We start from the raw sequence: 25,385 nt of genomic DNA on the forward strand, positions 1-25,385 counted from the left end.
CCGGCGGGCGGCCTGTCCGGCCATGGCACGCAGCGTCGACCTGGACGCCGCCGAGCGCCTGCTGCGCGCCGGCGAGGTCGTCGCCATCCCCACCGAGACCGTGTACGGACTGGCGGCCGATGCCCGCAACGCCGGGGCCCTGGCGCGGGTATTCGCGCTCAAGCGCCGCCCGCTGGGCAATCCCCTGATCGTCCACCTTCCGGACGCGACCGTTGCGCCGGACTGGGCGCACGGCACCGGGGATCCGGCGGTGGCCGCCCTGCTCGCGCGCTTCTGGCCCGGGCCGCTGACCGTGGTGCTGCCGGCCCGCCCGACCGTGCTGCCGCTGGTCACCGCCGGCAGCGGCCAGGTGGCGCTGCGGGTGCCGGCGCATCCGCTGGCGCGGACCCTGCTGGCGCGCCTGGACGGCGCGCTGTGCGCGCCCAGCGCCAACCGCAGCGGCTACGTCAGCCCGACGTCCGCGGCGCACGTGCTGGCCGACTACCCGGACCACGACCTCGCGGTGCTCGACGGCGGCGACTGCCCCGGCGGCATCGAATCCACCATCGTCCGGCCGGTCGGCGACACCCTGCAGATACTGCGGCCGGGCGCCATCGACCTGGCGACGCTGCGCAACCATTGGCCAGGGTCCGTACAGGCCACCGACCCCGGGGCACTGCCGGTACCCGGCAGCAGTCCGCGCCACTACGCGCCGCGCACGCCGGTGCTGTTGATCGAACGCGACCGGCTGGTCGAAGCCGGCCCTTCTGATGCCGTGTTGGCGATCTCCCCTGCCCCGACCGGACTGCACGCCGCCGAACTGCGCACGCTGCCCGACGACCCGGCAGGGTATGCCCGGGCGCTCTATGCCACCCTGCGCGCGCTGGACCGCGGCGGCCATGGCCGCCTGCTGGTGCAGCGCCCGCCCGATGCCGATGCCTGGCTGGCGATCGCCAACCGCCTCGCGCGCGCCGCCCACCCGGAGTCCGCCCGATGACCGACCGCCTGATCCTGACCCGCCCCGACGACTGGCACCTGCACCTGCGCGACGGCGACCTGCTGGCCGCCACCGTGGCGCCGACCGCCGCCGTGTTCGGGCGCGCCATCGTCATGCCCAACCTGCTGCCGCCGGTGACCACCACCGCGCAGGCGCAGGCCTACCGCGCGCGCATCCTGGCGGCGGCGCCGGCCGGCAGCGGCTTCGAACCGCTGATGACCCTGTACCTGACCGAGGCCACGACCGCCGCCGAAATCGCCACGGCGCGCGCCTCCGGCATCGTTCATGGCGCCAAGCTCTATCCGGCCGGCGCCACCACCAACTCGCAGTCGGGCGTCGCCGACGTGCGCCGCATCTGGCCCCTGCTGGCGGCCATGCAGGAGGCCGACCTGCCGCTGCTGGTGCATGGCGAGGTCACCGATGCGCAGGTCGACGTGTTCGACCGCGAGGCGGTGTTCATCGAGCGCCACCTGGCGCCGATCGTCGAGGCCTTCCCGGCGCTGCGCGTGGTGTTCGAGCATGTCACCACCGCCGACGCCGTCGCCTTCGTCCAGCAGGCGCGGCCGGGCGTGGCGGCGACGGTCACGCCGCAGCACCTGCTGATGAACCGCAACGACCTGTTCGCCGGCGGCCTGCGCCCGCACCACTGGTGCCTGCCGGTGCTCAAGCGGCGCCGCCACCAGGAGGCGCTGCGCACCGCGGTGGCCAGCGGCGATCCACGCTTCTTCCTGGGCAGCGACTCGGCGCCGCACGCGCGCCGCGACAAGGAGTCGGCCTGCGGCTGCGCCGGCTGCTACTCGGCGCCGGCGGCGCTGCCGCTGTACGCCCAGGTTTTCGAGGAACTGGGCTGCCTGGATCGCCTGGAAGCCTTCGCCAGCCACCACGGCGCCGACTTCTACGGCCTGCCGCGGAACACCGGGCGAATCGTGCTGGAGCGTTCCGGATGGACGGTGCCGGATGAACTGCCGTTCGGCGCCGGCGGCATCGTGCCGTACTGGGCGGGACGGCCGCTGCAGTGGCGCGTTGCCGATACGGCCGCGTTGGCATCCGCCGACTGATCCGCAACGCCATCAGGACGGCTCGACGTCCGGGAGGGCGGCGCCCCCGGTGGCAGACGGAAGCGCCTCAGCCCCCGGCTTCGGCGATCCAGACCTCGACGCGACGGTTGCGCCTGCGTCCCTGCTCGGTGGCGCTGGAGGCGACCGGCAGGGCGCCGCCCAGGCCACGTGCGCGGGTGACCCGGATACCGCGTCTGGAAAGCTGCTCGGCGATGTAGTCGACGCGTTCGTTGGACAGCGCCAGGGCCAGGTAGGGCAGGGTTTCCGACGCCTCCACGAAGCCGATCAGCAGGACGCCCGTCCCGGCGCGCGCGGGCTCGGCGAGGAAGCGCGTGAGACGGTCCAGGTCGCGTTCGCCGCGGGTGTCCAGCACCCCGGCGCCCTGGCCGAAACGGAAGTTCAGCGACAGCCGGCGGGCACCGTCGACCAGGCGCAGGTATTCCTCCGGCACCTCCGGTGCCGGTGGCAGCGCCACCTCGCGGATGGTCTGGGTCACGAAGCCGGCCTGCGCGACCAGCGGCTGGGCGGCCGGACCGACCGCGAACTCCGCGAACGCCCTGGCCTGCGGCGAGGCGTCGCTGCGCAGATAGAGATACAGCCGCCGGCTGAGCAGATAGTCCTCAACCGCCACGGTCTCGTCGCCTGGAAGAATCGCGGCCGCGTCCAGGTCGCCGACCGCCAGCACGCGGGCACGGCGTGCGCCGCCCAGCCCGACGAAGCCGATCGCGAGCGGATCGGCGGCGACCGCCTCGGCAAGCGCGTCGCTGGACTCGTAGCGGACCGCGCCAGCGGACAGCACGCGTTCGCCCAGCACCAGGGTGCGGAACGTCTCCCAGGTGCCGGACCGCTCGTCGCGCGCGTGCAGGCGGACCGGGCCGGGCGCGCCACCAACCTCCCGCCAGTCGCGCGCCTGGCCCGAGAACAGGCGCCGCACGGCGGTCACGTCCAGCGCGCGCAGCGGATTGTCCGGATGCACGATGATCGCAAGGCCGTCGAGCGCCACCACGTACTCCTGGCCGGCACCATCGAGACGGCCGAGACCGGCGCCGGCCGCCGCCGCGATCTCCTCGGCGGTCGCGGGACGCGAGGACATCGCGATATCCGCCTGCCCGGCCAGCAGGGCGCGCATGCCGGTGTTCGATCCATGGCTGCGCAACTGCACGCGCAGTGCGCCGCCGACGAACTCGCCCTCGCCCTCGGCGCCGGGCCGCCACTCGGGGGAGGGCTCGCCACCGTCGAGCAGCCAGCGCTCGACCAGTGCCGGCGCCAGGTGCTCGCCGATCGTGTTGGAACCCTGGATGCGCAGCGTTTCGGCCGCGAGGGCCTGCATCGTGCAAGCCAGCGCCAGCAAGGACCACAGCGCCGTCGCCGTCGCCATCCGCACCACGATCGCATTCACCTTCGTCACCTCGCCCCGGATGCAAGCCGCGCAGGATGCCGGGCCCGGATGACGTGTCGATTACCGGCGCGGATCGCAACCCGGGCAAGGTCCGATCAGTAGACACCTTCCCAGCCCATGGACAGACCTGCGTGAATCGAGCACGCGCGCGCCTGATGCATAGGAGCCGGACACGGACATGTGCCGGGCCCGGCGAGTCCGATCAAGACCAGGACCGCCTTGCTCAGACCCTCCCTGGCGGTGCGGGGATTGCAGCAGTTGACCCAGCGGCCGCTCAGTCGCCGGTCGCCACCGGGCGCGCCGGATCGGTGATCCAGCCGCTCCACGAGGGTGCGTACAGGCGCGAGCCGTGCAGGCCGGCGTGCTCCATCGCCAGCAGGTTGTGCACGGCGGTGACGCCCGAGCCGCACATGTGCACGACCTGGGAGGGCGCACGACCCTGCAGGAGGGCCTCGAACTGCCGGCGCAGCTCGGCGGCCGGCAGGAAGCCGCCGTCGGCCGCCAGGTTGGCCGAGTACGGGCGGTTGCGGGCGCCCGGCACGTGGCCGGCCCGCGCGTCGATCGGCTCGACCTCGCCCCGGAACCTGGGCCCCGCGCGGGCATCCAGGAGGAGGATCTCTCCTCTGGCGAGCGCCGCCGCCAGCGCGCCGGCCTCCTCACAGGCCCTGCCAAGGGTGGAGGGGAGCATCGGCAGATCGCCGATCTTGCGCGGCGGCTTGTCGTCCGCCACCGGCAGGCCGGCGCCGGTCCAGGCGGCCCAGCCCCCGTCGATGACCGCCACCCGGCGGTGCCCGCAACTGCGAAGCAGCCACCAGGCCCGCGCCGCCGCCAGGGCACCGCCGGCGTCGTCGTAGCAGGCGACATCGGTATCGGGCCCGATCCCCCATCGGCCGCAGATGGCCGCGAAAACGCCGGGGTCGGGCAGCGGGTGTCTGCCCAGTCCGGATCGGCCCAGGTCGCTGAGATCGGTGTCGAGGTGGGCGTAGCGCGCGCCCGGCAGGTGGCTGCGCCCATAGGCCTGCCAGCCGGCGTTGGCGTCGGCCAGCGCGTAGCGGCAGTCCAGCACCACCAGGTCGGGATCGCCCAGGCGTGCGGCCACCCCGGCGGGAGCCACCAGGGTGTCGGGAAAGCTCACAGGGGCACGCCCCGCAGCCGCCCGAGCAGGCGTTCCAGGATCATCGCGGTGGCGCCCCAGATGGTGTGGCCCTCGAACTCGAGGGCCCGAAGCTCGATGTCGAGGCCCGGGCGCGGCAGCGGATAGGGCCGCCACAGCTCGCTTCGGGCGGCCAGCGCCAGCGGCAGCTCGAAAGCGCAGCTGACCTCGCCGGCGCACAGGCGCAACCGGTAGCCCGGATCCACCCTGGCCACCACGGGCTGAACCAGATACTCGCTGACCGTCGCCAGCGGCTCCATCCGCCCCAGCGGCCGAACCTGGCCGGCGGACACGCCGACCTCCTCCTGAGTCTCGCGGATCGCCGCGGCCACCGCATCGGCGTCGCCCGCGTCGATCCGGCCACCCGGAAAGCTGACCTGGCCACCGTGATGGGTCATGCCTTCCTGGCGGCGGGTGAGCAGCACATGCAGGCCGTCCGGGCGCGGCACCAGGCCGACCAGGACCGCGGCTGGCCGCAAGGGTCGGGGCCCGCCCCACCAGCGCTCCAGGGCCGCCAGGTTGTCCGCCGGCAGGTCCGGATCGCCGGCCAGCGGCAGCAGGCGCTCGGTCAGCGCCGGCCAGGGCGGTGCCAGCGTCTCAGGCATGGCCGCGCTCCTGCTCGCGGCGCGGCAGCACGACCTCCATGATCCGCATCCGCGCCGGTTCGCCCATGCTGGCCCAGCCGGCGATCTCCGCACCGGTGCGCAGGCAGCCAGCGCAGTAGCCCTCGTCGTCCAGCGTGCAGACGCCGGTGCACGGGCTGAGGATGGCTGGAGGGATGGCGGGTAGGGACACGTTGCGACTCGATGGCGGATCGGGTCCGGGGCCCGGAAACGCAGCGGGGCGGATCGCTCCGCCCCGGCTGGCCGTGCCCCGGGGGGGTGCGGCTTACTTCACTTCGATGAGCTTGATGTCGAAGGCCAGCGCCTCGTTCGGACCGATCGGCGGCTGGCCGCGCTCGCCGTAGGCCAGTTCCGGCGGCAGGAACACCTGCCAGTGGTCGCCCACCTTCATCCGCGGCAGCACTTCCTGCCAGCCACGCAGGACCTCGTCGACCTTGAAGGTGACCGGCTGGCCGCGCGCGAACGAGCTGTCGAACTCGAACCCGGTCGAGGCGATCGAGCCGCGGTAGTGGATGCTGACCTCGCTCTGCGCGGTCGGGCTGCGGCCGCTGCCGGCCTCGATGACGCGGTACTGGATGCCGTTCGGGAGCGACTGGATGCCGGTCTTGGAGCGGTTCTCGGCCATGAACCGATCGCTCTTGGTCTTGTTCTCGGCGGCGAGCTGGCGCAGGCGGCCGACCGCCTCCTCGCGCATGCGCGCCTGGAACGCCATCAGGTTGGCGCGCATCTCCTCGGCGGGTACGGTGGGATTGCGACCGGCAGCCGCGTCCTGGATGGCGCGGATCACGGTGTTGACGTCGATGTCCGCGCTCTTGTCGCGGAAATCGGAGCCAAGCTCGTAGCCGATCGCGTAGCTCAGCTTGTTCTTGTCGGTGGCCGGGATGGCCGGACGCTCGCCCGACTGCGGGTCCTGGGCGGCGGCGGCGGTGGCGAAGAGGGCCGCAAGCACGAGCGCGGCACGACGGAACAGCATGAAGAACCTCCTGGGAGTGCGACGCGGTTGGGAATCAGCGGGCAAGTGTAGTGGAAGCGGCCCGGCGCCGCGGTGGCGCCGGTTGGCCTGCGTTCAAGCAGGGCCGATCGGCAGGATCGCGCTGCCCGCCGGCCGGCCGCGGCCTACAATCGCCCTTTCGACCGACACGGACCCCGCGATGAGCTACCGCACCCTGCTGAGCGCCGACGAGGGCGCCGTCCGCACCCTCACCATCAACCGCCCGGACAAGCTGAACGCGCTGAACCGCGAGGTCATCGCCGAGTTGTCGGTGGCCTTCGCGCAGGCCGCCCAGGACGACGCCGTACGCGTGGTGCTGCTGACCGGGGCGGGCGCCAAGGCCTTCGTGGCCGGGGCCGACATCGCCGAGATGGCCGGCCTCAGCCCCGTCGAACTGCGCGATTTCTCGCGCCGCGGCCAGGCCCTGATGCGCTCGATCGAGCGCCTGGGCAAGCCGGTGGTCGCGGTGCTGAACGGTTTCGCCCTGGGCGGCGGCTTTGAACTGGCGATGGCCGCGCACCTGCGCCTGGCCGCCGATACCGCGAAGATCGGCCAACCCGAGGTCAAGCTGGGACTGATTCCCGGCTTCGGCGGCACCCAGCGCCTGCCCCGTCTGGCCGGTCGCGCCGCAGCCCTGGAGCTGTGCCTGGCGGGCGAGCCGATCGCCGCCGCCCGCGCCCACCAGCTCGGCCTGGTCAACCAGGTGCTGCCCGCCGACGAGTTGACGGCGGGCGCCATGGCGCTCGCCAGCCGACTTGCCGGCATGGCGCCCCAGGCCCTGCGCGGCGTCATCGACGCCGTGGTGCTGGGCGCCGACATGGCCACCGACCAGGGCCTGGACTACGAGACCCAGCTGTTCGCGGTGCTGGCCAGCACCGCTGACATGCGCGAGGGCACCAGCGCGTTCCTGGAAAAGCGGTCGCCGCAGTTCAGTGGGCGCTGAAGCTTGCCGCCGCATCCGACCGTGCTGCGCCCTGCGGCAGCCCTCCGCGCTGCCCTCATTGGGCGATGGACGCTCCTGGTGAGAAGCTGGCGCGCCGGCGCTCGACGATGCGCTCGGCCGCCATGCGCCCTTCAACCAGTTCATAGCCGAGCAGGGCGAACACGCGCTCGCCGATGAAGATCGGCCGCGCGTTGCCGTACCAGTCCACGCAGCTGGCGCGGCAGGCGTCGTCGACGGCGACCTCGGGATCGGCCATCAGCTCGCCGGCGGGGGAAAGCGCCAGATCGCGATTGCGCAGGTAGGCCACCACGGCCGACCCATGCCGGTGCGCCACCCGGCCATCACTACGACCGGGGCCGACAACCGGCAGGCCGATGATCCCGTCCTGCGCCGAGTGCGGGCGATAGAAGAAGCCGTGCGTCCGCCGCTCGCCCTGCGCCGCACCTGGCCTGACCAGCACCGAGGCCAGGGCGGCGCTGCCGGCCTCCAGTCGCAGGCTGCTGAAGTGCAGGTCGCCCTTGGCGCTGCCGACCACCAGCGCGTGTCCTGCCAGCGCCTCGATGCGCTCGGCGCCATGACCGAGATCGATCGTATGCACCGCGTCGCGCGCCGCCGGCCTCAGCGCGTGGACGGTGCGTCCCGGCTTCTCGTTTCCCGCGCCCTGCCATGGCCACGGCGCGCTGCCATAGACCAGCCAGTCGCCGATGTAGCGATTGCTGCGTGCACCGGGGCCCGGGTCGGGCAGCCGCCGGTAGGCGGACGCCGGTGCCGCTGCTCGACCATCGCCAAAGTGCGCCAAAGGCACTCGCAACAAAGCGATTTCGCCGCTGCCGGACTGGCCGCCCCACATGCCCTCGCCCCCGCCGACCTCGGAAACCAGCACGTTCAGGTGGCCATCGTCGCCCTGCAGGAAGGACATCTGGTCGAACGGAACACCCCGCGCGAGCAGGGCCGAAGGCGTCCCCTCGTCGAGCGGCATCCTGACCACCACGGACCGGTTCGGCCCCTGGCGGTCGTGGCGCGTGGTCCATACATAGACGGCGTCGGCGGACACGTAGAACACCCGGCCCGGCGGCCCCAGCACGGCGGTCGCCGAGCAGTCCAGAACCGCCGCCGCCAGGTTGCAGCGCGTCACCGTGTGCAGGGTCAGGCTCCACGGTGGCAGGTCCAGGCCATCGTCGACATGGAAGATGCGGGTCGCTGGCAGGATGCGCCGGAAGTCGCCGGGTACCGCATCGGGACGCCAGCGGCGCAGCCCGGGAAGCGGGCTGCCGGCGGCATCGTGGCCGCCGAGCCGGAACGGCGTGTACAGCACCAGGGTGTCGCCGACCAGGCGGCTCGCATAGTTGTTCGCCGAGTAGTAGTCGTTGCTGCGCAGGTGGTAGGTGTCGCGGTGACGGAGCCCGCCCGCCGCGTCGATGTCGAACAGCACCAGCTCGGTGCCGCCGCGCGCGTAGCTGTAGCCGATCACCACCACGGTGTCGCCGCCGACCAGCATCTCGTCGTACCAGGCGCCGCCCGGGTCGACCCCGGGCCCGAAGGCATCGACCATGGCCACCGGTGCCAGGTCATCGCCGCCGACCCGCACCGTGAACAGCCGGCCGCGGCGCAGCACCACCAGATGCTCGCCGTGGCGCTTGACGATGCCGCCCTCGTCGACGCCGGCGGTCTGGACATTGGTGATCGATTCTGCGGCGGCCCCGGCCGCCGGCGCTGGCGGCGACGCCGGCACTGCCTCCGCCACCACCATCGCGCTTCGACGCCGCGCCTGCATGCGCGCCCTTGCCTGGACCCTGGCCAGCCAGCGCTGCCATGCCGCCTCGTCGGCGAAGGCGGGCAGGCCGTTGCCCGCCGGTGCCGCACTGGCCGGAGCCACCGATCCAGGGACACCGCCCTGACCGCAGGCTGCCACCACCAGCGCCACCACCAGAACCCGTCCAATCCTGCCTGCCATGCCTGACTCCTGCCTTGTCCTTCGCCCGCCGTGCGCCGCGCACCGGGTCGGATACCTGCCTGCAACGCGGCAGGGCCGTTCATGGGGTCGACGGTTGCGGTCGGGCAAGGGCATTAAGCTGTGGCGACCGTCACCCGAACGACACCATGCCTTACTCGACGCGCGCCCCGCATCCGACCCGACCCGCGTTCGCGGCAGGACGTCGCCTGGCCGCCCCCGGGCTTGCCTTGCTGGCACTTGCCTCGATCCTGCCCGGTCCGCTCCTGGCCGACGAGGGCGCCGAGGTCTTCCAGCGCTGCCTGGCCGGGCTGGCCGCGCCTGCGGCCCGCGCCGGCATCGACGCCGACTTCTTCCATCGCACCACCGCTGCGCTGGCGCCCGATCCCGGCGTGCTGGAACTGCTCGACGCCCAGCCCGAGTTCACCACGCCGCTGTGGGACTATCTTGCCGGCCTGGTCGACGACGAGCGGGTCGACGACGGCCGCACCGCCCTGCAGCAGAACAGCGCGCTGCTGGCACGCATCGAGGCGCGCTTCGGCGTCGACCCGGCCACCGTGGTCGCGGTCTGGGGCGTGGAAAGCGACTTCGGCCGGATCACCGGCAAGCGTCCCCTGCTGCGCTCGCTGGCGACGCTGTCCTGCGCCGGCCGCCGGCAGCCGTTCTTCCGGGGCGAACTGTTCGCCCTCCTTCGTTTGCTGCAGTCCGGCGACCTGGTCGACCGCGACCTCACCGGCTCCTGGGCCGGTGCGTTCGGGCAGACCCAGTTCATGCCCAGCACTTACCAGCGGATCGCCGTCGACTTCGACGGCGACGGCCGCCGCGACCTGGTCGACAGCGTCGACGACGCCCTGGCATCGACCGCCAATTACCTCAGGCAGGCCGGCTGGCGCACCGGCCAGCCCTGGGGCGTCGAGGTGCGGCTGCCGGCCAGCCTCGACCTGGCCAGGGCCGGGCGCCGCAACAAGGCGCCGGTGTCGACCTGGCAGGCGCGCGGGGTCCGCCGCCTGGACGGCCGCGAACTGGTCGGACCGGGCTTCGAGGCCGGCGTCCAGGCCGCGGTGATCGCACCGACCGGACGCGACGGCCCCGCCTTCCTGGTGCTGCGCAACTACGACGCGATCTTCTCCTACAACGCCGCGGAGAGCTACGCGCTCGCCATCGCCCTGCTCGCCGAGCGCCTGCGCGGCGCAGGTCCGCTGCCGGTCACGCCCTGGCCGACCGACGACCCCGGCCTGTCGCGCGCCGAACGCCGGCAACTGCAGACCCTGCTGCTGGCGCGCGGGCATGACATCGGCGAGGCCGACGGCCTGATCGGCACGCTGACCCGGCGGGCGATCGTCGAGGAACAGCGCCGGCTGGGCCTCGAGCCCGCCGATGGCCGGGCCGGCCAGCGCGTGCTGGCCGCGCTCCAGGAGGCGGCAGCGCCCTGACCTCGGGGCGAAGTCATGGCGGGCGCCGGCTCAGGGTCTTGCCGCCGAGGTGCCGCCGAAGGCCGGATCCGCGCGGATCCGAACCTGGGCCAGCAATGGCACCGGCTGGACGCCGGTCGCACTGGACCGGGTGCCGCGCAGAAGGATCCGCTCGCCGTCGGCCGAGATCGCCAGCGCCGACACGTCGACCCACGTGGACACGTCGTATCCTGCAGCGGCCACCGCGGTGCGGATCGACACCATGCCGGTATCGGCGGTCCACAGGGCTGCATCGATCGGCGCACCGAGGGGCTGCGGGACCGGCGATACGCCATCCGACTCGAAGTAGAAGCGTTCTGCGCAGTTGCCGACCGCCACGGTGGCCGCCGCATCGATCGCAGTCAGTTCGCAGGTCTCCCTGGGATTGCTGGTCAGGGTGCCCAGGCGCACCACCTGGCCATCCCCAAGCCGGTACCACGGCGCGAAGGCGTCGAGCACCTGCATGCCCGGGGCGCGGCTGTGGTGGCCGAACATCACCGAGCAATCGGGACCACAGCCGACCGGGTTGTAGAGCTGACGGCCATCGGGTGCCAGCACCGGCACCGGCGGTCCCTGGTCCGGGGGCCAGGTGATCAGGGCCGCCGACGGCGGGGCCATGAAGGGTCCGTGCACGGGGATGATCCGGACCCCGAACAGGCTGCGGTCCGACGAAAGGGCATAGCGCGGCTCCTCCCGTGTCAAGGCCGGCAGGTCGCCGCTGGAGCGCGGCAACCAGCGCGTCCCCTGCTCGGGGTCCCAGCGCCAGCCCTGGAGCGGCGCCGTGGCGCTGCTGCGACCGACGCCCAGCACCTCGCCACCGTGCGCGGACAGGCCGGTGGCCCGGGACCAGTCGCCGGGGCCGTCGGGCAAGGCACGCCACTCGCCCTCGACCCAGGCCACCGGTCTGCTGCGAAACTCGTCGAAGCGCTCGGTGGCGACCACGGCATCTCCTGCCGAATCCACCAGAATCATCCCGTCTGGGTGCAGGGATCCCAGGCGATGCCACCGGTCCTGGCCGGCAGCCAGGCTGAGCACCCGAAGCGTGCCGGCCCCATCGCCGATGCCGACGACTGCCAGTATGTTCCCGTTGCCGTCGAACAAGGCCTGCAGGGGCACGACCTGGACGCCAGCCAGCCCGTCGATGCGCGAGGGCAGTTCGAGCAGCTCGATGCTGGCGCGGTCGCCCAGCCCGGGCGGACGCCAGGGGCAGCCCATCCCCTGCAAAGCGGTCAGCCGTTGCAGGGGTAGAGTGCCCTCCCCATAGCCGGCAACCATCGACCGGTAGCGCAGGGTGGCGAGATCGCAGCCGACGGCCAGCTCGATGTCGCCCCAGACCGTGCGACGCACCTGGCCCGAATCGAAAGCATCGCCGAACCTCGCGCCGGTCGCGGTATGCACGCCCTCGAAGACCAGTCCCCCGTGCGGGCCGGGCTCACCGACGCCGGTGATCCAATAGGGCATGCCTGCAAGATCGTAGGTGTACCAGGTCAGCAGCGCCTGTCGCGGACCGATCCATTGCAGAGTGATGCCTTCGCCATTGCGGTCGGGTGCGTACCAGGAGCCGCTTTGTCCCGCGAACGCCGAGGTCTCCTCGCCAGGCCGGCCGAATGGCGCCTCGCAGCGCGTCCCCCAGGCCGGCGCGAGGCGCGCCAGATCGCGCGCACGTTGCTCGCCATAGGCCTGGTAGCTCAACAGCCCCCGCTGGCAATCCTGGAAGGAGATGCGGGCGGATCCGACCACCTGGCGCTCGACATCTGCCGGATCGAATCCGGCGCCGAAACGCGCGCCCCGGTGGGCGACCAGTTGCGGAAACGCCAGGAACCAGCCGTCGCCGTCCTGGTCGATCCGCCCGGCGGCCGTGAGCCAGCGCTGCGCGCCTTCGCCATCGTAGGTGAACCAGTACAGCAGGGCCTGGCCTCCGCCAAGCATTTCCAGGGACCACCCCTCACCGCTGCGGCCTGGCGATACCCAGTGTCCTGCGTGTCCCTGGGTTGGAGCCACGCCGGCCTGAGCCAAGCCCGCCGATGCAAGCATCAGCGCCAGCGCAGCCACCATCGATGCGGTGCATTGCAAGGCGGTGGTGAGCGCTTTTTTGCCATTCAGAAGGTTGCTCATGGTCGTTCTTGGGAAACTGCCGGGCGGTTCACCATAGGTGCCGCTTCCTGGCCGGTCAACCGCGTCCGGCGGACAGATACCGTGCTGGCGGCGCGTGGCAGCGCCACGGGCCGGGAAGCCCGCGTGGACGCGCAGACATGAGGTCGCGTGCGTCCTGCGCCTTCCTGGCCTGCGCCCGACACCGGTCAGGGCGCTGGCAGGACGGTGCCTCCCGGGCAGGCCGCAGTGGTCGCGCATGGGCGGAACAGCGCATCCAGGTCGTTGCCACAGGCCACCCGCCACTGGCCCGGCGCCAGTCCGTCCATCTCCAGCGCGCCGATCGCCAGCCGATTCAAGCCCACCACGTGATTGCCGGTGGCCGCGAACATCCGGCGGACCTGGTGGTAGCGACCCTCGGTCAGCACCAGGCGCGCCCGGCGCGGGCCCAGCGCCAGCATGCACGCCGGCGCCAGGGGCCGGGTCTCGCCCTCGAGCAGCAGCGTTCCGCTGGCGAACAGGTCGCCTTCGTCGCCGCGCAGGTCCTCGGCCAGCTCGGCCTCGTAGAGTTTTTCCACGTTCGCGCGCGGCGAGATGATGCGGTGCAGGAGCTGGCCGTCGTCGGTCAGCAGCAACAGGCCGCCGGTCTCCCGGTCGAGCCGGCCGACAGAGGCCAGGGCCGGACTGCGCAACGCGAAGCGCGGCGGAAACAGCGAATGCACCAGCGGACCCGGACCGCGCGTCGAACACACCACGCCCACCGGCTTGTTCAATACAAGGGTCAGTGGCGGCGGCGGATCGAGCGGTTCGCCGTCCAGTCGCACCCCCTGCGGATCGACGTCGTCGTCCGCGTAGAGCACCTGCCCTCCGGCGTCGGTGATCCGGCCCTGCCGGAACAGCGCCAGCACCTGCTTGCGGCTGCCATACCCCAGGTTGGCGACCCGCCGCAGCAGTTTCATCGGGGCGCCTCGCCCTGCAGGACCTTGTATCCGGCTTCTTCGGCGACCACGCGCACGTCCCGGAAGCGTGCAGCCAGGATGGCCTCGTAGGGCAGATGCCGGTTGGCGACCAGCCACAGGCTGCCGCCGGGCACCAGGGCGGCGGCGGCAGCGGCGATGAAGGCCTGGCCCAGCTCGGGCCGGTCGGCGCGGTCGCGGGCATGGAACGGCGGGTTGCTGACGATGAGGTCGTAACGGCCCGGAATGCCGGCGGTCACGTCGTGCCAGTGCAGGCGCGCCTGGCGACCCCCGGCGCACGCCGCCAGGTTGAGGCGGGCAGGGTCAAGGGCGCGGCGGTCGCTCTCGAACAGGTCGATGCTGGCGATCGCCGGACAACGTCGAAGCAGCGACCCGGCCAGAAAACCGAAACCCGCGCCGAGATCGGCTGCGCTGCCGGACAGGTCGGCAGGAAGGCTCGCGGCGAGCAGGGCGGAACCGGGATCGACGCGGTCCCAGGCGAACAGGCCCGGCCGGCTCCACCAGCCTTCCGCGTTCCGAACCGGCGCATCCAGGGCGGCCCAGCGGGCGCGCAGTTCGCTGTCCACCGCAGCACCGGGCGCGCTCCAAAGCACCTTGCAACGATGCTTGGCAAGGCTGCACGGCGGGCCGGCCAGCGCCTTCAGGTCGGTCTGCAGGGCGCCGGCGCCCGACTGGTTGCCAGCCACCGCCACGACCGTGCCAGCGGCGGACACGCTGGCCGCGCGCGCCAGCAGGATGCGGCACAGGTCCCGGCTGCGTGGCGCCAGCACGACCGCGCAATCGAAACCGCCCTGCACGGCGTCCGTTCCGGCCACCTGGCCACCTTGCGCCTGCAGCGCCGCGGCAAGCGCCGCATCGTCCTGGAACAGGCGCCAGCCTGGCAGGGGCAGCCCGGATCCGGGCCTGGCGTTCAACACGGCGACCCGGGCAGGGTCGGACAGGGGCAGCGCGCCGCTGTCCAGCGCGTGGGCCAGCGCCGCCAGTTCCGGATCGCCGGGCAGGGTCATGGCGCCAGGAAGTCGCGCACGCTGCCGAGGTCGTCGACCACCGGCATCGGCGGCAGCGCCGCCAGGATGCGCCGGCCATAGCCCTTGCCGCGCAGGCGCGGGTCGAGCAGGGCGACCACGCCGCGGTCCTCGCCGCTGCGGATCAGGCGACCGACCCCCTGTTTCAACAGCAAGGCGGCCTGGGGCACCTGCCAGTCGTTGAACGGGTCGCCGCCCTCGGCGCGGACGGCCGCCAGCCGTGCGGTCAGGACCGGATCGTCGGGCGGCGCGAACGGCAGCTTGTCGATCGCCACCAGGGATAGCGCCTCGCCGGGCACGTCGACGCCCTCCCAGAAGCTGGCGGCGCCGAGCAGCACGCCGTTGCCGCTGGCCCGGAACGCTTCCAGGAGCTGGTGCTTGCCGGCCTGGCCCTGCACGAACAACGGCAGCGCGACGCGCTCGGCCAGGACCTGGGCGGCGTAGCGTAGCGCCCGGTGCGAGGTGAACAGCAGCAGCGCGCGTCCGCGCGAGGCCTCGACCAGGCCGGCCAGCGCCTGCGCCATCGCCTCCAGCCAGGCGCCATGGTTGGGTTCGGGCAGGTCGCCCGGCAGGTACAGCAGCGCCTGCCGGCGATAATCGAACGGGCTGTCCAGGCGCAGGGTCTGCGCGTCGAACAGGCCGGTGCGGGCCTGGAACAGCCGGAAGTCGTCGGCCACCGCCAGGGTCGCCGAGACGTGGATCCACGCGGCCCGCGACTGGGCGCGGAACTGTGCCAGCGGCGCGGCCACGGACAAGGGCGTCAGGCTCAGCCGGAAACCACGCTGGCTGAGCTCGTACCAGCGCACGGCGTCGTCGCCGGCGGCGCAGATCGGCTCGGGATCGGCATCGACCAGCTCGACCGGGTCGGCCGCCTCGCGCCAGCGCGCCAGGCGCTGCCGCAGGGTGTCCAGGCGCTCGCCCAGCGCATCCATGCCGGCGCTCGCCCCCTCCAGTCCTGACAGCACGGCCGCGGTGTCGTCGAGCGCCACGGCCAGCGCGGCCAGGCCGTCGACCACGCTGTCGCGCTGCAGGGCCTGCGCCGCGGTGCCGCGTGCCGGCAGCCCATCCAGGGCCAGGCGCAGGCCCCGAAGGGCGGTCTCCAGCGCCTGCAGCGGCGCGGTGGCGACCGCCAGCGCACCGCTCACCTGGCCGCATTCGGTCAGCAGGTCGGTGCCCAGCTCGCGCACCATGTGATCGCTGAGTGCGCTGCCCAGGAACAGCGAGGCGGTCTCGGGGAACTGGTGGGCCTCGTCGATGACAAAGGCATGGGCGCCGGGGAGGATCTCGCCGAAGCCCTCCTGCTTGAGCGCGAAATCGGCCAGCAGCAGATGGTGGTTGACCACCACCAGGTCGGCCTCCTGGGCGGCGCGCCGTGCCTTGACCACGAAGCAGTCGCCGTACTGAGGACACTCGCCGCCCAGGCAATTGTCGCGACTGGAGGTGACCCGCGCCTTGAGCGCACCGTCCTCGGCCAGGGCCGGGAAGGCATCGAGATCGCCATCGCGGCTGCGACCGGCGAACTCGCGAAGCGATTGCAGGACGGCGACGTCGCCCGTCCGGGCGTGGCGACCCTCGCGCCAGGCCTGGTCCAGGCGGTACAGGCACAGGTAGTTGCCGCGCCCCTTGAGCAGGGCGGTGCGCGGCCGCACCGCCAGCGCCTGGCACACACGCGGCAGATCGCGCAGGAACAGCTGGTCCTGCAGGGCCCGGGTGCCGGTCGAGACGATCACCCGGGCACCTGAAAGCAGTGCCGGGACCAGGTAGGCGTAGGTCTTGCCGGTGCCGGTGCCGGCCTCGGCGACCAGCAGGCCGCGATCGGCGACCGCCTGTTCCACTGCTGCAGCCAGCGCCAGCTGCGCCGATCGGGGCGAGAACCCCGAAAGGGCTGCCGCGAAGGCGCCCTCGCTGCCCAGCACCTGCGCCGCGGTTGGGGCCGATCCGGGTTCGGGGTCGCTGACGGCCATCGACCGGCGGGTCAGTGCGCCGGCACCGTGCGGCCGGCCGCCCAGTCGCGCAGCGCCTGCACCTGCTCGGCCATCAGCATAGAGAGCGGGCGGGTCGCGGCCAGCTCGGCGAGCAGCAGGGCCTGGTCGAGGGGCCGGGCGACGGCGTGGGCGGCATACAGGCCGGCGACCACTGCCTGCTCGATCTCGGCGCCCGAAAAGCCGTCGCTCGCAACGGCCAGCGCCGGCAGGTCGAAGCCGTCCGTTGCCAGGCCACGACGCGCCAGGTGCAGCGCGAAGATCTCGGCCCGCACCGTCGCGTCGGGCAGGTCGACGAAGAAGATCTCGTCGAACCTTCCCTTGCGGAGGAGTTCCGGCGGAAGCTGCTGCACGGCGTTGGCGGTGGCGACCATGAACACCCGCGAGCGCCGTTCGGCCATCCAGGTCAGGAAATGGCCCAGTACGCGGCGCGATACGCCGCCGTCGCCATCCCCGGCGCTGCTGGCCAGCCCCTTCTCGAGTTCGTCGATCCACAGCACGCAGGGCGCGAGCGCCTCGGCCGCCGTCAGGGCCTCGCGCAGGTTGCGCTCGGTCTCGCCGTGGTACTTGGCGTACAGCGCACCGAAATCCAGGCGCAGCAAGGGCAGCCCGAATCCGCCGGCGATCGCCTTGGCGGCAAGCGACTTGCCGCAGCCCTGCACGCCCAGCAGCAGGATGCCGCGCGGCGGGTCCAGGCCCGGCAGGGGCTCGACCGCGGCCAGCGCCGGGCGTCGCTGGGCGACCCAGTGCTTGAGCCGCGCCAGCCCGGCGACATCGTCCATGCCCGCGGCATCGCCCTCGAAGTGCAGGTGGCTGGAGCGGTTGAGCAACTCGAAACGCATGCGGTTGGCGGCCGGCACGTCGCGCGCGCAGACCACGCCGTCGTCGAAGATCAGGCGTGCGGCGACGCGCCTGGCCTCGACGGCATCGAGACCGCCCAGGTTGCGGATGATCGCTGCCAGCGCCTGCGGGTCGACCTCCACCCGGCGGCCGTCGTGTTCGCGCGCGTACCGGGCCGCCTCCTCGGCGACGATCCGGCGCAGGACCTCCGGCGATGGCAGGCTGATCGGGACGCGCAGAGCCAACCGCTCCAGCTCCGGGGCAAGCTCGATCCGGCTGCCGACCATCACCACCACGTGCGCCGCGCAGTCGTGGCGCTGCACGATCTCGCGCAGGTTGCGAACGGTGGCCGGATAGCCCAGGTAGGGATGGAAATCGAACAGCAGGAAGACGCTGCGCTGCCGGGCGGACCGGATCGCCGCCAGGGTGGAGCCGACGTCGGGCGCGGTGCCGGTGAGCGCGTCCTCCAGGTCGAGGTCCAGGCGCGACAGCCCCCCGGTGATGCTCCAGCGGTACAGAGGTCGAAGCACCTTGCCCAGGACATGCCGGAACAGGTCGACCACCCGGGCCTCGTCCGGGGTCTCGATCACCAGCAGCGGGGTGTCGGCACGCAGCAGCGCCGCCAGGTCGTTGCTCTCGGGCATCGTCTTCCTTGTCAGGGGCAGTCCACATCCGGACACGCCCGGATGACTCCACGGTGCCGGCTGCCGCCCCGGAACCGTCCGCGCCGCGCGATCCGTCCCCGGGCCGCCGCCTCGGCAACGCAAGGCGCCGACCACACCGGCTGGCGTGTCGCCAGGCCAGACGGCAGGCACCGGACGGCGCGGCACACTTTCGGCCGCGATTAGACCCCATTCCGGCGGCAGCCGCCATCGCCCGGCAGACGCTACTAGAGTGTCACATGTCGTCCCGCACCTGCCCGTGCGGGGCCGAGTGCCGCATCCGCCCCGCGCCGGAGCGGCCGCGGTGGGCACCGGACCGATGCCGATGTGCCGCCCGGACAGACGCACATCCGTCCCTTCGACGCCCCATCGCGCCGGGCGCGACCCTGGATCAGGCCACGCCCCGAAGCGACCCGATGGAGTGATCCACGTCTCAACCTGTGCGACCGGTCCGCGGCATCCTTGCGCCGGTCAGCGCTGAGGAGGCGACGCATGGAGCCCTGTGAGCAGGTCCCGGTGACGGGTGCCAAAGTGGTGGACCTGGCCGACGTGCGCCGGCGATGCCGCCCCGGCACCCCGGTGCCCGCCGTGCCGCTCGGCATGGATGTCGACTCCATGATCATCACGCTGGGCGATGCCGTGCAGTTCCTGTTCCACCTGCGCGCGCTGGGTCGTGAGCCGGCCGCACAACGCGACCTGGAACGTGCCGTGCGGGTCGCACTGGCCTGTCACCCGCTCAGCGAGGATGCCGAAATCCTCGCCGACACCTGGGACAGCATCCGCGACCTCAACTTCCTGGAAGCGCGGGTCGCTTCGGTTCGTCGCTTCGAGGCACGCAACAGCGAGGATTAGCAGCTTGTTGAAAAACGACCTTCCTGGTCGTTTTTCAAGTCACCCGTCTGGCGCAGGTCCGGACGGGCTCCCATCCGCAGCGTGGCTGTCACGGCAAGGGTTGGCCGGGCGACTGCGGCTGCGGCCAGCCCGCGGCGCGTGTTGATCCCGAACGGCCACGCGCCCGGGTGGGCGACCGGCGAGCCACCAGGACCGCCGTTCTCCACCGCACAACACGGGCGGTCCTGGCGATCGGCCGCGCCCTGCCGCGAGGTGCCGATCCCCCCGCTCAGTAGCGGTCCACCCGGGGCGGCATGCAGGCCTGTGCGCGCTCGCGCGCCTGCACCGCGCCATTGGGCGCGTTCTGCAGGACCCGCGCCTCGGCGATGGTCAGCCAGCTGCGCGCGCACCACTCGCCGACCCTGGCGCCGGCTTCCCAGGCCTCGCGGGCCAGCGCTTCGGCGCGCGCCGCCTCGCCGCGCGCGAGCAGCAGTTCGGCGTAGCGCTGGCGCGCCTCGGGGTCGTCCAGCACCGCCTCCAGAGCCCGTTCGGCGGCGCGGCGGTCGCCGCGCATCTCGGCCTGCGCAGAGGTCTCGATCGCCTCCACCACCGCCGCATCACGGACCAGCTCCACCTGGAACTCGCCGCGATAGGCGGCGGCGCCGTCCCGGATCACCGCCAGCACGTTGACCGGCGCAGCCGCCGCCACGGGTGCCGGGGCGCGCACCGGCTCAGTCGCGCAGGCGGCCAAACCAGCGGCGGCGAGGGCGCCGCTCATCGTCCTGGCGTACCGGTTGGTTGCTTGCTTCATCATCGTCCTCATTGCGTGTTCCACCAAGGTTCCTGAGCACGTCGCCCATGCCGTTGTCGATGCAGCCGCCCCAGCGCGGCAGCGCCGGCGCATGGCCGGGCACGAAGGGCAGCAGGCGGGTATCCGGGCAGCGCGGCGGGCGGGCCTCGCCGTCGGCGTTGACGGTCTGCCAGTCGATCGCCGCACGGCTGTCCACCGACAGCGGCACCTGCGGCAGCCGGCGCATCAGGTCGGTCCAGACCGGCAGCGCCGCACCGGTGCCGGTCAAGCCCAGTGCGGCATTGTCGTCGTTGCCGACCCACACGACCGCCAGCAGGTTGCCGGTATAACCGGCGAACCAGGCATCGCGCCCATCGTTGCTGGTACCGGTCTTGCCGGCGGGCGCGAACGGCGCCAGGGTCGAGCCGGCAAGCGCCCGTGCCGTCCCGGTGCGGGCGGCCTCCTGCAATGCATGGCCAACCAGGGCGACCGCCGCCTGGTGGCTGGCGCGCGCCTGGGCGGGCTGCAGGCGCGCCAGCGCGCGGCCACGGGCGTCGAGCACGCCGGTGACCACACGCAAGGGCCTGGCCTGACCCGCCGATGCCAGGAACCCGTAGAGCTGCGCGACCTGGGCGGGACTGAGGTCGAGCGCGCCAAGAAGCAGCGATGGATTCGGGGTCACCCGCATGCCGCCGGCAACCGATCCCACCAGGCTCGCGACCTGGTCGACGCCGATCGACATGCCAAGGTGGACGGTGGCCAGGTTCAACGAGCGCGACAGGGCGTCGACCATCTGCACGCGACCGGTGCTGCGCCCATCGAAGTTCTTGGGTTCCCAGCTGCGGCCGCCGGCGAGAGGCACCCGGATCGGCACGTCGTCGAGTGGGCTTGCCAGCGACCAGCGCGACGGCTGCGACAACGCGACCAGATAGACGAACGGCTTGGCCAGAGAGCCGACCGGGCGCTGCGCCAGCAAGGCGCGGTTGAATCCGGGATTGCGCACGTCGCGCCCCCCCACTGCTGCCAGCACGTCGCCGCTCCAGGGATCGGTCACCACCGCGGCGGCCTCGAGCTGGTCGGCGTTGCGCAACCTGGCGGTCGCCTCCTGGACCGCCGACTCTGCAGCTGCCTGGGCCGCGGGCGCCAGCGTGGTGTGGATGGCCAGGCCTTCCCTGCCCAGCATGTCGGCGTCGAGGTCGCGGCCGAGCTGGGCGCGGACCAGGTCCAGGAAGGCGGGATGCAGGTTCCGCGCCAGCCCGGGGCGCTCGGTGACCGCCAGCGGCTGCGCCAGGGCATGGCGGTACTCGGCCTCGTCGATCAGACCGGTCTCCCGGAAGTGCCGCAGCACCAGGTCGCGCCGGGCGTTGGCCCGTGCCGGGTGGCGCCGCGGGTTGAGCCAGGAGGGGCCCTGGATGAGGCCGACCAGCAGGGCGATCTCGGCGACGCCCAGGCGGCGCAGCTCGCGCCCGAACCAGAACTCCGCCGCCGCGGCCATGCCGTGCACCGACTGCCCGCCGTGCTGGCCCATGAACACTTCGTTGAGATAGAGCTCGAGGATGCGCCCCTTGTCCTGGCGCGCCTCGATCAGCACCGAAAGCACCGCTTCGTTGACCTTGCGCGTCCAGGTCTGCTCCAGCCCGAGGAACAGGTTGCGCACCAGCTGCTGGGTGATCGTGCTGCCGCCCTGGGTGCGGTCGCTGGTCAGGTTGCGCCATGCGGCGCGCACGATGGCCAGGGGATCGAGGCCGCGATGGCGCTTGAAGTCGCGGTCCTCGACGGCCTGTACGCCGGCGACCAGAAGGGTCGGCATTTCCACAAGGCGCAGCGGCCGCTGCTCGCGCTGCCGTGGTCCGTAGAAGGTGGCGATGCGGGCCGGATCGATGCGCGCCTCCGCCAGCGTCCGGCCGCCACCATCGGCCAGCGCGGCGACCCGGCCGCGCGCCAGGGCGATGCGCAGTCGCTGTTCGGGCCAGCTTCCGGAAGGATCCACGAAGCTGCGGGTCTGCACCACGAAGCCACCCTCGCCTTCGCGCGCGAAGGTCCCGGGACGCAGTGCCTGGCCGTCCTCCTGGTAGCCGGCGGCGGCCAGCTCGGCCAGCAGGGCCGTAGGGGTCATCGCCAGGTTGGGGCGCAGGATCATGGCGCGCGCATAGACCCTGCTGGGCTGCACGGTGACCGTGAACTCGGCGAAGCGCTGCGCGATCTGGCGGTCCAGGTACCAGGCCCACGCCGACAGGAAGCCGATCGCCAGGCCGATCGCCAGCAGCACGGCACGCAGCAGCCAGCTGCGCAGCGACAGTCCGGCCAGGGTCATGCGGCGGTGCCGGTCCCGAGGGGACAGGCGACGCCGGTGCCGCCCAGTCCGCAGTAGCCCCCTGGGTGGCGGTCCAGGTATTGCTGGTGCTCGGGCTCGGCAAACCAGAACGCGCCAAGCCGCTCGACCGTGGTGGTGATGGCGCCCAGCCCGGCCGCCTCCAGCCGCTGCTGATAGGCCGCCAGGCTGGCCCGCGCCAGCGAAGCCTGGCCGTCGTCGGCGACCAGGATGATCGAGCGGTACTGGCTGCCGAGGTCGTTGCCCTGGCGCATGCCCTGGGTCGGGTCATGCCCCTCCCAGAAGCGGCGCAGCAGGTCGGACAGACCGATCTGCGCGGGGTCGTGGACCACCTGCACCACCTCGGCATGGCCGGTCATCCCGGAACAGACCTCACGGTAGGTGGGATTGGGTGTGTAGCCGCCCGCGTAACCCACCGCGGTGGACACCACGCCGGGCAGCGTCCAGAACAGGCGCTCGGCGCCCCAGAAGCAGCCCATCCCGAACCAGATCCGGGCCAGGCCCGGGAAGGCATCGTCCAGCGGCGCATCGAGCACACGGTGGCGCGACGGCACCGGCATCGCCTCCGCCCGGCCAGGCAGCGCCTGCGCCGGCTCCACCATGCGTTGTCCGAAGGCGCCGATGCCGGCCATGCTCAGATCGCCTCGTACTTTGCCAGGCGCTCGGATTCGGCGCGCCCTTGGGCGATCCACTCCTGCATCGCCGGCAGCGCCAGCAGCGCGTCCATCCACGCCCGGCATTCGCCATCGACCGGCACCGCGTAGCCGGTGAAGCGGATCGCCACCGGCGCGAACATGCAGTCGACGATGCCGAAGTGGCCGCACAGGAACGGACCGACTCCGGCATGGCGGGCGCGCAGCGAGCGCCACAGCGCCTGCACCCGGTCGATGTCCCGACGTGCCCCGGCGCCGATCTGCGGCAGCGGACCGCGCCGGCTGCAGTTCATCGGCAGCTCGCCGCGCAGGTCGGGAAACCCCGAATGCATCTCGGCGCTGGCGCTGCGCGCCAGGGCCCGCGAGGCGGGGTCCTGCGGCCAGCCGTGCGCCTGCGGATGGCGCTCGGCCAGGTACTCGAGGATAGCCAGGGAATCCCAGACCACCACTTCGCCATCGTGCAGGACCGGCACCCGGCCGGACGGCGAGAAGTCGCCGATGCGGGTGCGGAACTCCTCGCTGTCCAGCGCCAGCCGGACCTCTTCGAAGGCGATGTCGTGGTGGCGCAGGAACAGCCACGGCCGCAGCGACCATGACGAGTAGTTCTTGTTGCCGATCACCAGGCGGTAGCGGGTCATGCGGGTCTCCAGAGGATGTCGCGGATGCTAGCAGGCTGCCGGAACACGGCCGGCAGGCGACACTTGCGCACCGGCCACGGCCGGCGCTGCCCTGCCCGGCCTCATGCCTGCCCGTCCGCCGGCTGCTTGTCGACGATCAGGCGAGCATTGATGCCGTGCTCCAGCCAGACCTTGCAGGCGGCGAGAACCAGATTGAAGCCCTCCGTCGAGTCCAGCGCCTGGGCGACCTGGGTCTCCGGGTCACCCTCAAAGCCCCAGGCGGCGATCCTTACGAAGGTGGCCTCCGTCCCGTGGGCTTCGAACAGCCACTCGACCGGCGTCGGCCACTCGATGAGCAGACGTCGGTCCGGATCGAAATCGCGCACCAGCACTTCGCCGGATGCTCCGCAGTGGTCCCAGAACCACGTCACCCTGGCGCCCGGCTCTAGCCGGCCGCTGGCGCGGCTGAACCAGAAGCGCGTGGTGACCGCCGGATCGACGAAGGCCGCGAAAACCACCGACACGGGTCGTCGGATGAGCATGGTCGCGCGTGCGACCGGCGGCGGGGGCATTGTCATGGCGCAAGCAATGGATGATCCGGAGTCGCCGGCATTCTCGCCGGGGCGCGGTCCGCTCGCCACGAGTCCCGGCATCAAGGTGGCCGGCCGTTCAGGTGCGCGGCGTGTGCAGGTCCTTCATCGCCCGCTCGAAGCCGCCTTCGACCATGCCCGGGGTGGCGTGCACCGCCTCCTCGATGGCACCGCGGATCGCCGCCTCGTCGTCGGCACCAGGCCGGCCCAGCACCCACGGGGTGACCTTGTCCTTGTGCCCCGGGTGGCCGATGGCGACGCGCAAGCGGTGGAACTTGCCGTGGCCGAGCAGGCGGACGATGTCGCGCAGTCCGTTCTGGCCGCCGTGGCCGCCGTCGAACTTGAAGCGCGCGACACCGGGCGGAAGATCCAGTTCGTCGTGGGCGACCAGCATCTCCTCCGGCTCGATCTTCCAGTAGCGCAGCGCGGCGGCGACCGACTTGCCGCTGAGGTTCATGAACGTGGCCGGCTTGAGCAGCCAGACCGACTGGCCGGCGATCTCGACCTTGGCGGTCTCGCCGAACAGCTTGCTTTCCAGCCCGAAACGCGCGCCGCACTGCTGCGCGAGGGCGTCCACAAACCAGAACCCGGCGTTGTGCCGGGTTCTGGCGTGTTCGGGGCCGGGATTGCCGAGCCCGACGATGAGGCGCAGGCCTGCCATCGGAAGTCGCGAAGATCGCGGCGACGGCTCGCCCGGAGGCGCGCCGTCGCCTGGCGATTACTTCTGGTCCTTCTTGGTGACCTTGGCGGCCGGCACTTCGGCGGCGGCCGGAGCGTCGGCGGCTTCGGCCTCTTCCTTGCCGTGCTTGGCGATGACGACGGTGAGGTCGTGCTCCTTGCCCAGCTTCAGTTCCGGGATCGACACGCCGGCCGGCAGCTTGAGATCGGACAGGTGGACGATCTGGCCGACGTCGAGGGCCGACAGGTCGATCTCGATGAACTCCGGCAGGTCCTTCGGCAGGCACTCGACCACGACTTCGTTCAGCTCGTGGGTGACGACGACTTCGGCCGACTTGCCGGCGGGCGACTTGTCTTCGTTGGCGAAGTGCAGCGGCACGGCGGTGCGCAGGGCCTTGTTCTCATCGACGCGCTGGAAGTCGATGTGCATGAGGATCTGCTTGAACGGGTGGCGCTGGAGGTCGCGCAGCAGGACCTTCTGGACCTTGCCATCGACGTTCAGGTCGAGGATCGACGAATAGAACCACTCGTGCTGGCTGGCCAGCCAGGTCTTCTCGTGTTCGAGCTGGATGCTCTGCGGGGCGGCGTCGCCACCGTAGATGACGGCGGGGATCAGGCCGGCATGACGCAGGCGGCGGCTCGCACCCTTCCCCTCGTCCTTGCGGCTGGTCGCCGAGATGTTGTGTTCGGACATTGTCTTGACTCGCTTTGCAGTGATGAACCGCCTCGCGGCGGTGGTTCGACTCCCCCGCGACCAGGGGAGCCGGGTTCC

23 protein-coding genes are annotated in these 25,385 nt (G+C 72.2%); 5 read left to right on the forward strand and 18 right to left on the reverse strand.

Annotated features, from left to right (window positions below):
* The first annotated feature begins 22 nt into the window (after positions 1-22).
* Positions 23-976 carry a threonylcarbamoyl-AMP synthase gene (locus KF823_14365; GenBank protein ID MBX3727090.1) on the forward strand — a complete coding sequence of 318 codons (954 nt, stop codon included), beginning with the start codon at positions 23-25 and terminating at the stop codon, positions 974-976.
* The gene (gene pyrC, locus KF823_14370; protein ID MBX3727091.1) at positions 973-2,034 is read left to right on the forward strand and encodes a dihydroorotase; all 1,062 of its coding nucleotides are present in this window, start codon (positions 973-975) and stop codon (positions 2,032-2,034) included. Before KF823_14365 ends, pyrC begins: the two co-directional genes overlap by 4 nt.
* A gap of 67 nt (positions 2,035-2,101) precedes the next feature.
* On the opposite strand, the gene KF823_14375 is transcribed toward pyrC, so the two are convergent.
* The 5 genes from KF823_14375 to KF823_14395 all read right to left on the reverse strand — a co-directional run bounded on the left by KF823_14375 (position 2,102) and on the right by KF823_14395 (position 6,182).
* A complete protein-coding gene (locus KF823_14375; protein ID MBX3727092.1) occupies positions 2,102-3,433 on the reverse strand; it encodes a substrate-binding domain-containing protein in 1,332 nt (443 codons plus the stop codon).
* Between the two features lie 274 nt (positions 3,434-3,707).
* Positions 3,708-4,568 (reverse strand): sulfurtransferase, encoded by an 861-nt coding sequence (locus KF823_14380; GenBank protein ID MBX3727093.1) that lies wholly within the window; start codon positions 4,566-4,568, stop codon positions 3,708-3,710.
* Positions 4,565-5,191 carry a CoA pyrophosphatase gene (locus KF823_14385; GenBank protein ID MBX3727094.1) on the reverse strand — a complete coding sequence of 209 codons (627 nt, stop codon included), beginning with the start codon at positions 5,189-5,191 and terminating at the stop codon, positions 4,565-4,567. The genes KF823_14380 and KF823_14385 overlap by 4 nt, the downstream gene beginning before the upstream one ends.
* Positions 5,184-5,381, reverse strand: coding sequence for a DUF1289 domain-containing protein (locus tag KF823_14390; protein ID MBX3727095.1), 198 nt, complete (start codon positions 5,379-5,381; stop codon positions 5,184-5,186). Before KF823_14390 ends, KF823_14385 begins: the two co-directional genes overlap by 8 nt.
* 93 nt (positions 5,382-5,474) lie before the next feature.
* Positions 5,475-6,182: an FKBP-type peptidyl-prolyl cis-trans isomerase gene (locus tag KF823_14395; protein MBX3727096.1), complete on the reverse strand. Its 708-nt coding sequence runs from the start codon at positions 6,180-6,182 to the stop codon at positions 5,475-5,477.
* A gap of 178 nt (positions 6,183-6,360) precedes the next feature.
* On the opposite strand from KF823_14395, the gene KF823_14400 reads away from it, so the two are divergent.
* Positions 6,361-7,143 carry an enoyl-CoA hydratase/isomerase family protein gene (locus tag KF823_14400; protein MBX3727097.1) on the forward strand — a complete coding sequence of 261 codons (783 nt, stop codon included), beginning with the start codon at positions 6,361-6,363 and terminating at the stop codon, positions 7,141-7,143.
* A gap of 55 nt (positions 7,144-7,198) precedes the next feature.
* On the opposite strand, the gene KF823_14405 is transcribed toward KF823_14400, so the two are convergent.
* Positions 7,199-9,097, reverse strand: a complete 1,899-nt coding sequence (locus KF823_14405) for a beta-propeller domain-containing protein (protein ID MBX3727098.1) — start codon at positions 9,095-9,097, stop codon at positions 7,199-7,201.
* Between the two features lie 146 nt (positions 9,098-9,243).
* Between KF823_14405 and KF823_14410 the strand changes: the two genes are divergently transcribed.
* Positions 9,244-10,527: a lytic murein transglycosylase gene (locus KF823_14410; protein MBX3727099.1), complete on the forward strand. Its 1,284-nt coding sequence runs from the start codon at positions 9,244-9,246 to the stop codon at positions 10,525-10,527.
* Between the two features lie 30 nt (positions 10,528-10,557).
* Here the strand turns inward: KF823_14410 and KF823_14415 are convergent, their stop codons facing one another.
* The 5 genes from KF823_14415 to KF823_14435 all read right to left on the reverse strand — a co-directional run bounded on the left by KF823_14415 (position 10,558) and on the right by KF823_14435 (position 18,104).
* Complete coding sequence (locus KF823_14415; protein ID MBX3727100.1) at positions 10,558-12,660, reverse strand: hypothetical protein; 2,103 nt, start codon at positions 12,658-12,660, stop codon at positions 10,558-10,560.
* Positions 12,661-12,845: 185 nt separating this feature from the next.
* Entirely contained in the window at positions 12,846-13,595 is a 750-nt protein-coding gene (locus KF823_14420; GenBank protein ID MBX3727101.1) for a pseudouridine synthase, read from the reverse strand.
* A complete protein-coding gene (locus KF823_14425; protein ID MBX3727102.1) occupies positions 13,592-14,620 on the reverse strand; it encodes a class I SAM-dependent methyltransferase in 1,029 nt (342 codons plus the stop codon). The genes KF823_14420 and KF823_14425 overlap by 4 nt, the downstream gene beginning before the upstream one ends.
* Entirely contained in the window at positions 14,617-16,602 is a 1,986-nt protein-coding gene (locus KF823_14430; protein MBX3727103.1) for an ATP-dependent DNA helicase, read from the reverse strand. The genes KF823_14425 and KF823_14430 overlap by 4 nt, the downstream gene beginning before the upstream one ends.
* 11 nt (positions 16,603-16,613) lie before the next feature.
* On the reverse strand, positions 16,614-18,104 hold the full coding sequence (locus KF823_14435) for an AAA family ATPase (GenBank protein MBX3727104.1): 1,491 nt from the start codon (positions 18,102-18,104) through the stop codon (positions 16,614-16,616).
* Positions 18,105-18,614: 510 nt separating this feature from the next.
* Here KF823_14435 and KF823_14440 point away from each other — a divergent pair.
* Entirely contained in the window at positions 18,615-18,974 is a 360-nt protein-coding gene (locus tag KF823_14440; GenBank protein ID MBX3727105.1) for a hypothetical protein, read from the forward strand.
* A gap of 268 nt (positions 18,975-19,242) precedes the next feature.
* Here the strand turns inward: KF823_14440 and KF823_14445 are convergent, their stop codons facing one another.
* From KF823_14445 to KF823_14475, 7 genes are all read right to left on the reverse strand, one after another.
* Positions 19,243-19,731 carry a hypothetical protein gene (locus KF823_14445; protein ID MBX3727106.1) on the reverse strand — a complete coding sequence of 163 codons (489 nt, stop codon included), beginning with the start codon at positions 19,729-19,731 and terminating at the stop codon, positions 19,243-19,245.
* Positions 19,685-22,057, reverse strand: a complete 2,373-nt coding sequence (gene mrcB / locus KF823_14450) for a penicillin-binding protein 1B (protein ID MBX3727107.1) — start codon at positions 22,055-22,057, stop codon at positions 19,685-19,687. Before mrcB ends, KF823_14445 begins: the two co-directional genes overlap by 47 nt.
* Positions 22,054-22,707: a peptide-methionine (S)-S-oxide reductase MsrA gene (gene msrA / locus KF823_14455; protein ID MBX3727108.1), complete on the reverse strand. Its 654-nt coding sequence runs from the start codon at positions 22,705-22,707 to the stop codon at positions 22,054-22,056. Before msrA ends, mrcB begins: the two co-directional genes overlap by 4 nt.
* A gap of 2 nt (positions 22,708-22,709) precedes the next feature.
* A complete protein-coding gene (locus tag KF823_14460) occupies positions 22,710-23,366 on the reverse strand; it encodes a glutathione S-transferase family protein (protein MBX3727109.1) in 657 nt (218 codons plus the stop codon).
* A 101-nt stretch (positions 23,367-23,467) separates the two neighbouring features.
* Complete coding sequence (locus tag KF823_14465; GenBank protein ID MBX3727110.1) at positions 23,468-23,887, reverse strand: SRPBCC family protein; 420 nt, start codon at positions 23,885-23,887, stop codon at positions 23,468-23,470.
* 127 nt (positions 23,888-24,014) lie between these two features.
* Positions 24,015-24,596 carry an aminoacyl-tRNA hydrolase gene (pth, locus tag KF823_14470; protein ID MBX3727111.1) on the reverse strand — a complete coding sequence of 194 codons (582 nt, stop codon included), beginning with the start codon at positions 24,594-24,596 and terminating at the stop codon, positions 24,015-24,017.
* Between the two features lie 57 nt (positions 24,597-24,653).
* Positions 24,654-25,307, reverse strand: a complete 654-nt coding sequence (locus tag KF823_14475; GenBank protein MBX3727112.1) for a 50S ribosomal protein L25/general stress protein Ctc — start codon at positions 25,305-25,307, stop codon at positions 24,654-24,656.
* Positions 25,308-25,385 lie beyond the last annotated feature (78 nt).

The sequence above is a fragment of the Lysobacterales bacterium genome (assembly GCA_019634735.1).
Taxonomy (GTDB): domain Bacteria; phylum Pseudomonadota; class Gammaproteobacteria; order Xanthomonadales; family UBA2363; genus Pseudofulvimonas.

Bases quoted from the DNA above. Each gene is read 5' to 3' on its own strand.
- KF823_14365 (MBX3727090.1), top strand. From the start codon at position 23: ATGGCACGCAGCGTCGACCTGGACGCCGCCGAGCGCCTGCTGCGCGCC.
- pyrC (MBX3727091.1), top strand. From the start codon at position 973: ATGACCGACCGCCTGATCCTGACCCGCCCCGACGACTGGCACCTGCAC.
- KF823_14385 (MBX3727094.1), bottom strand. From the start codon at position 5,191: ATGCCTGAGACGCTGGCACCGCCCTGGCCGGCGCTGACCGAGCGCCTG.
- KF823_14395 (MBX3727096.1), bottom strand. From the start codon at position 6,182: ATGCTGTTCCGTCGTGCCGCGCTCGTGCTTGCGGCCCTCTTCGCCACC.
- KF823_14400 (MBX3727097.1), top strand. From the start codon at position 6,361: ATGAGCTACCGCACCCTGCTGAGCGCCGACGAGGGCGCCGTCCGCACC.
- KF823_14405 (MBX3727098.1), bottom strand. From the start codon at position 9,097: ATGGCAGGCAGGATTGGACGGGTTCTGGTGGTGGCGCTGGTGGTGGCA.
- KF823_14410 (MBX3727099.1), top strand. From the start codon at position 9,244: ATGCCTTACTCGACGCGCGCCCCGCATCCGACCCGACCCGCGTTCGCG.
- KF823_14415 (MBX3727100.1), bottom strand. From the start codon at position 12,660: ATGAGCAACCTTCTGAATGGCAAAAAAGCGCTCACCACCGCCTTGCAA.
- KF823_14420 (MBX3727101.1), bottom strand. From the start codon at position 13,595: ATGAAACTGCTGCGGCGGGTCGCCAACCTGGGGTATGGCAGCCGCAAG.
- KF823_14425 (MBX3727102.1), bottom strand. From the start codon at position 14,620: ATGACCCTGCCCGGCGATCCGGAACTGGCGGCGCTGGCCCACGCGCTG.
- KF823_14430 (MBX3727103.1), bottom strand. From the start codon at position 16,602: ATGGCCGTCAGCGACCCCGAACCCGGATCGGCCCCAACCGCGGCGCAG.
- KF823_14435 (MBX3727104.1), bottom strand. From the start codon at position 18,104: ATGCCCGAGAGCAACGACCTGGCGGCGCTGCTGCGTGCCGACACCCCG.
- KF823_14440 (MBX3727105.1), top strand. From the start codon at position 18,615: ATGGAGCCCTGTGAGCAGGTCCCGGTGACGGGTGCCAAAGTGGTGGAC.
- KF823_14445 (MBX3727106.1), bottom strand. From the start codon at position 19,731: ATGAGCGGCGCCCTCGCCGCCGCTGGTTTGGCCGCCTGCGCGACTGAG.
- mrcB (MBX3727107.1), bottom strand. From the start codon at position 22,057: ATGACCCTGGCCGGACTGTCGCTGCGCAGCTGGCTGCTGCGTGCCGTG.
- msrA (MBX3727108.1), bottom strand. From the start codon at position 22,707: ATGGCCGGCATCGGCGCCTTCGGACAACGCATGGTGGAGCCGGCGCAG.
- KF823_14460 (MBX3727109.1), bottom strand. From the start codon at position 23,366: ATGACCCGCTACCGCCTGGTGATCGGCAACAAGAACTACTCGTCATGG.
- KF823_14465 (MBX3727110.1), bottom strand. From the start codon at position 23,887: ATGCTCATCCGACGACCCGTGTCGGTGGTTTTCGCGGCCTTCGTCGAT.
- pth (MBX3727111.1), bottom strand. From the start codon at position 24,596: ATGGCAGGCCTGCGCCTCATCGTCGGGCTCGGCAATCCCGGCCCCGAA.
- KF823_14475 (MBX3727112.1), bottom strand. From the start codon at position 25,307: ATGTCCGAACACAACATCTCGGCGACCAGCCGCAAGGACGAGGGGAAG.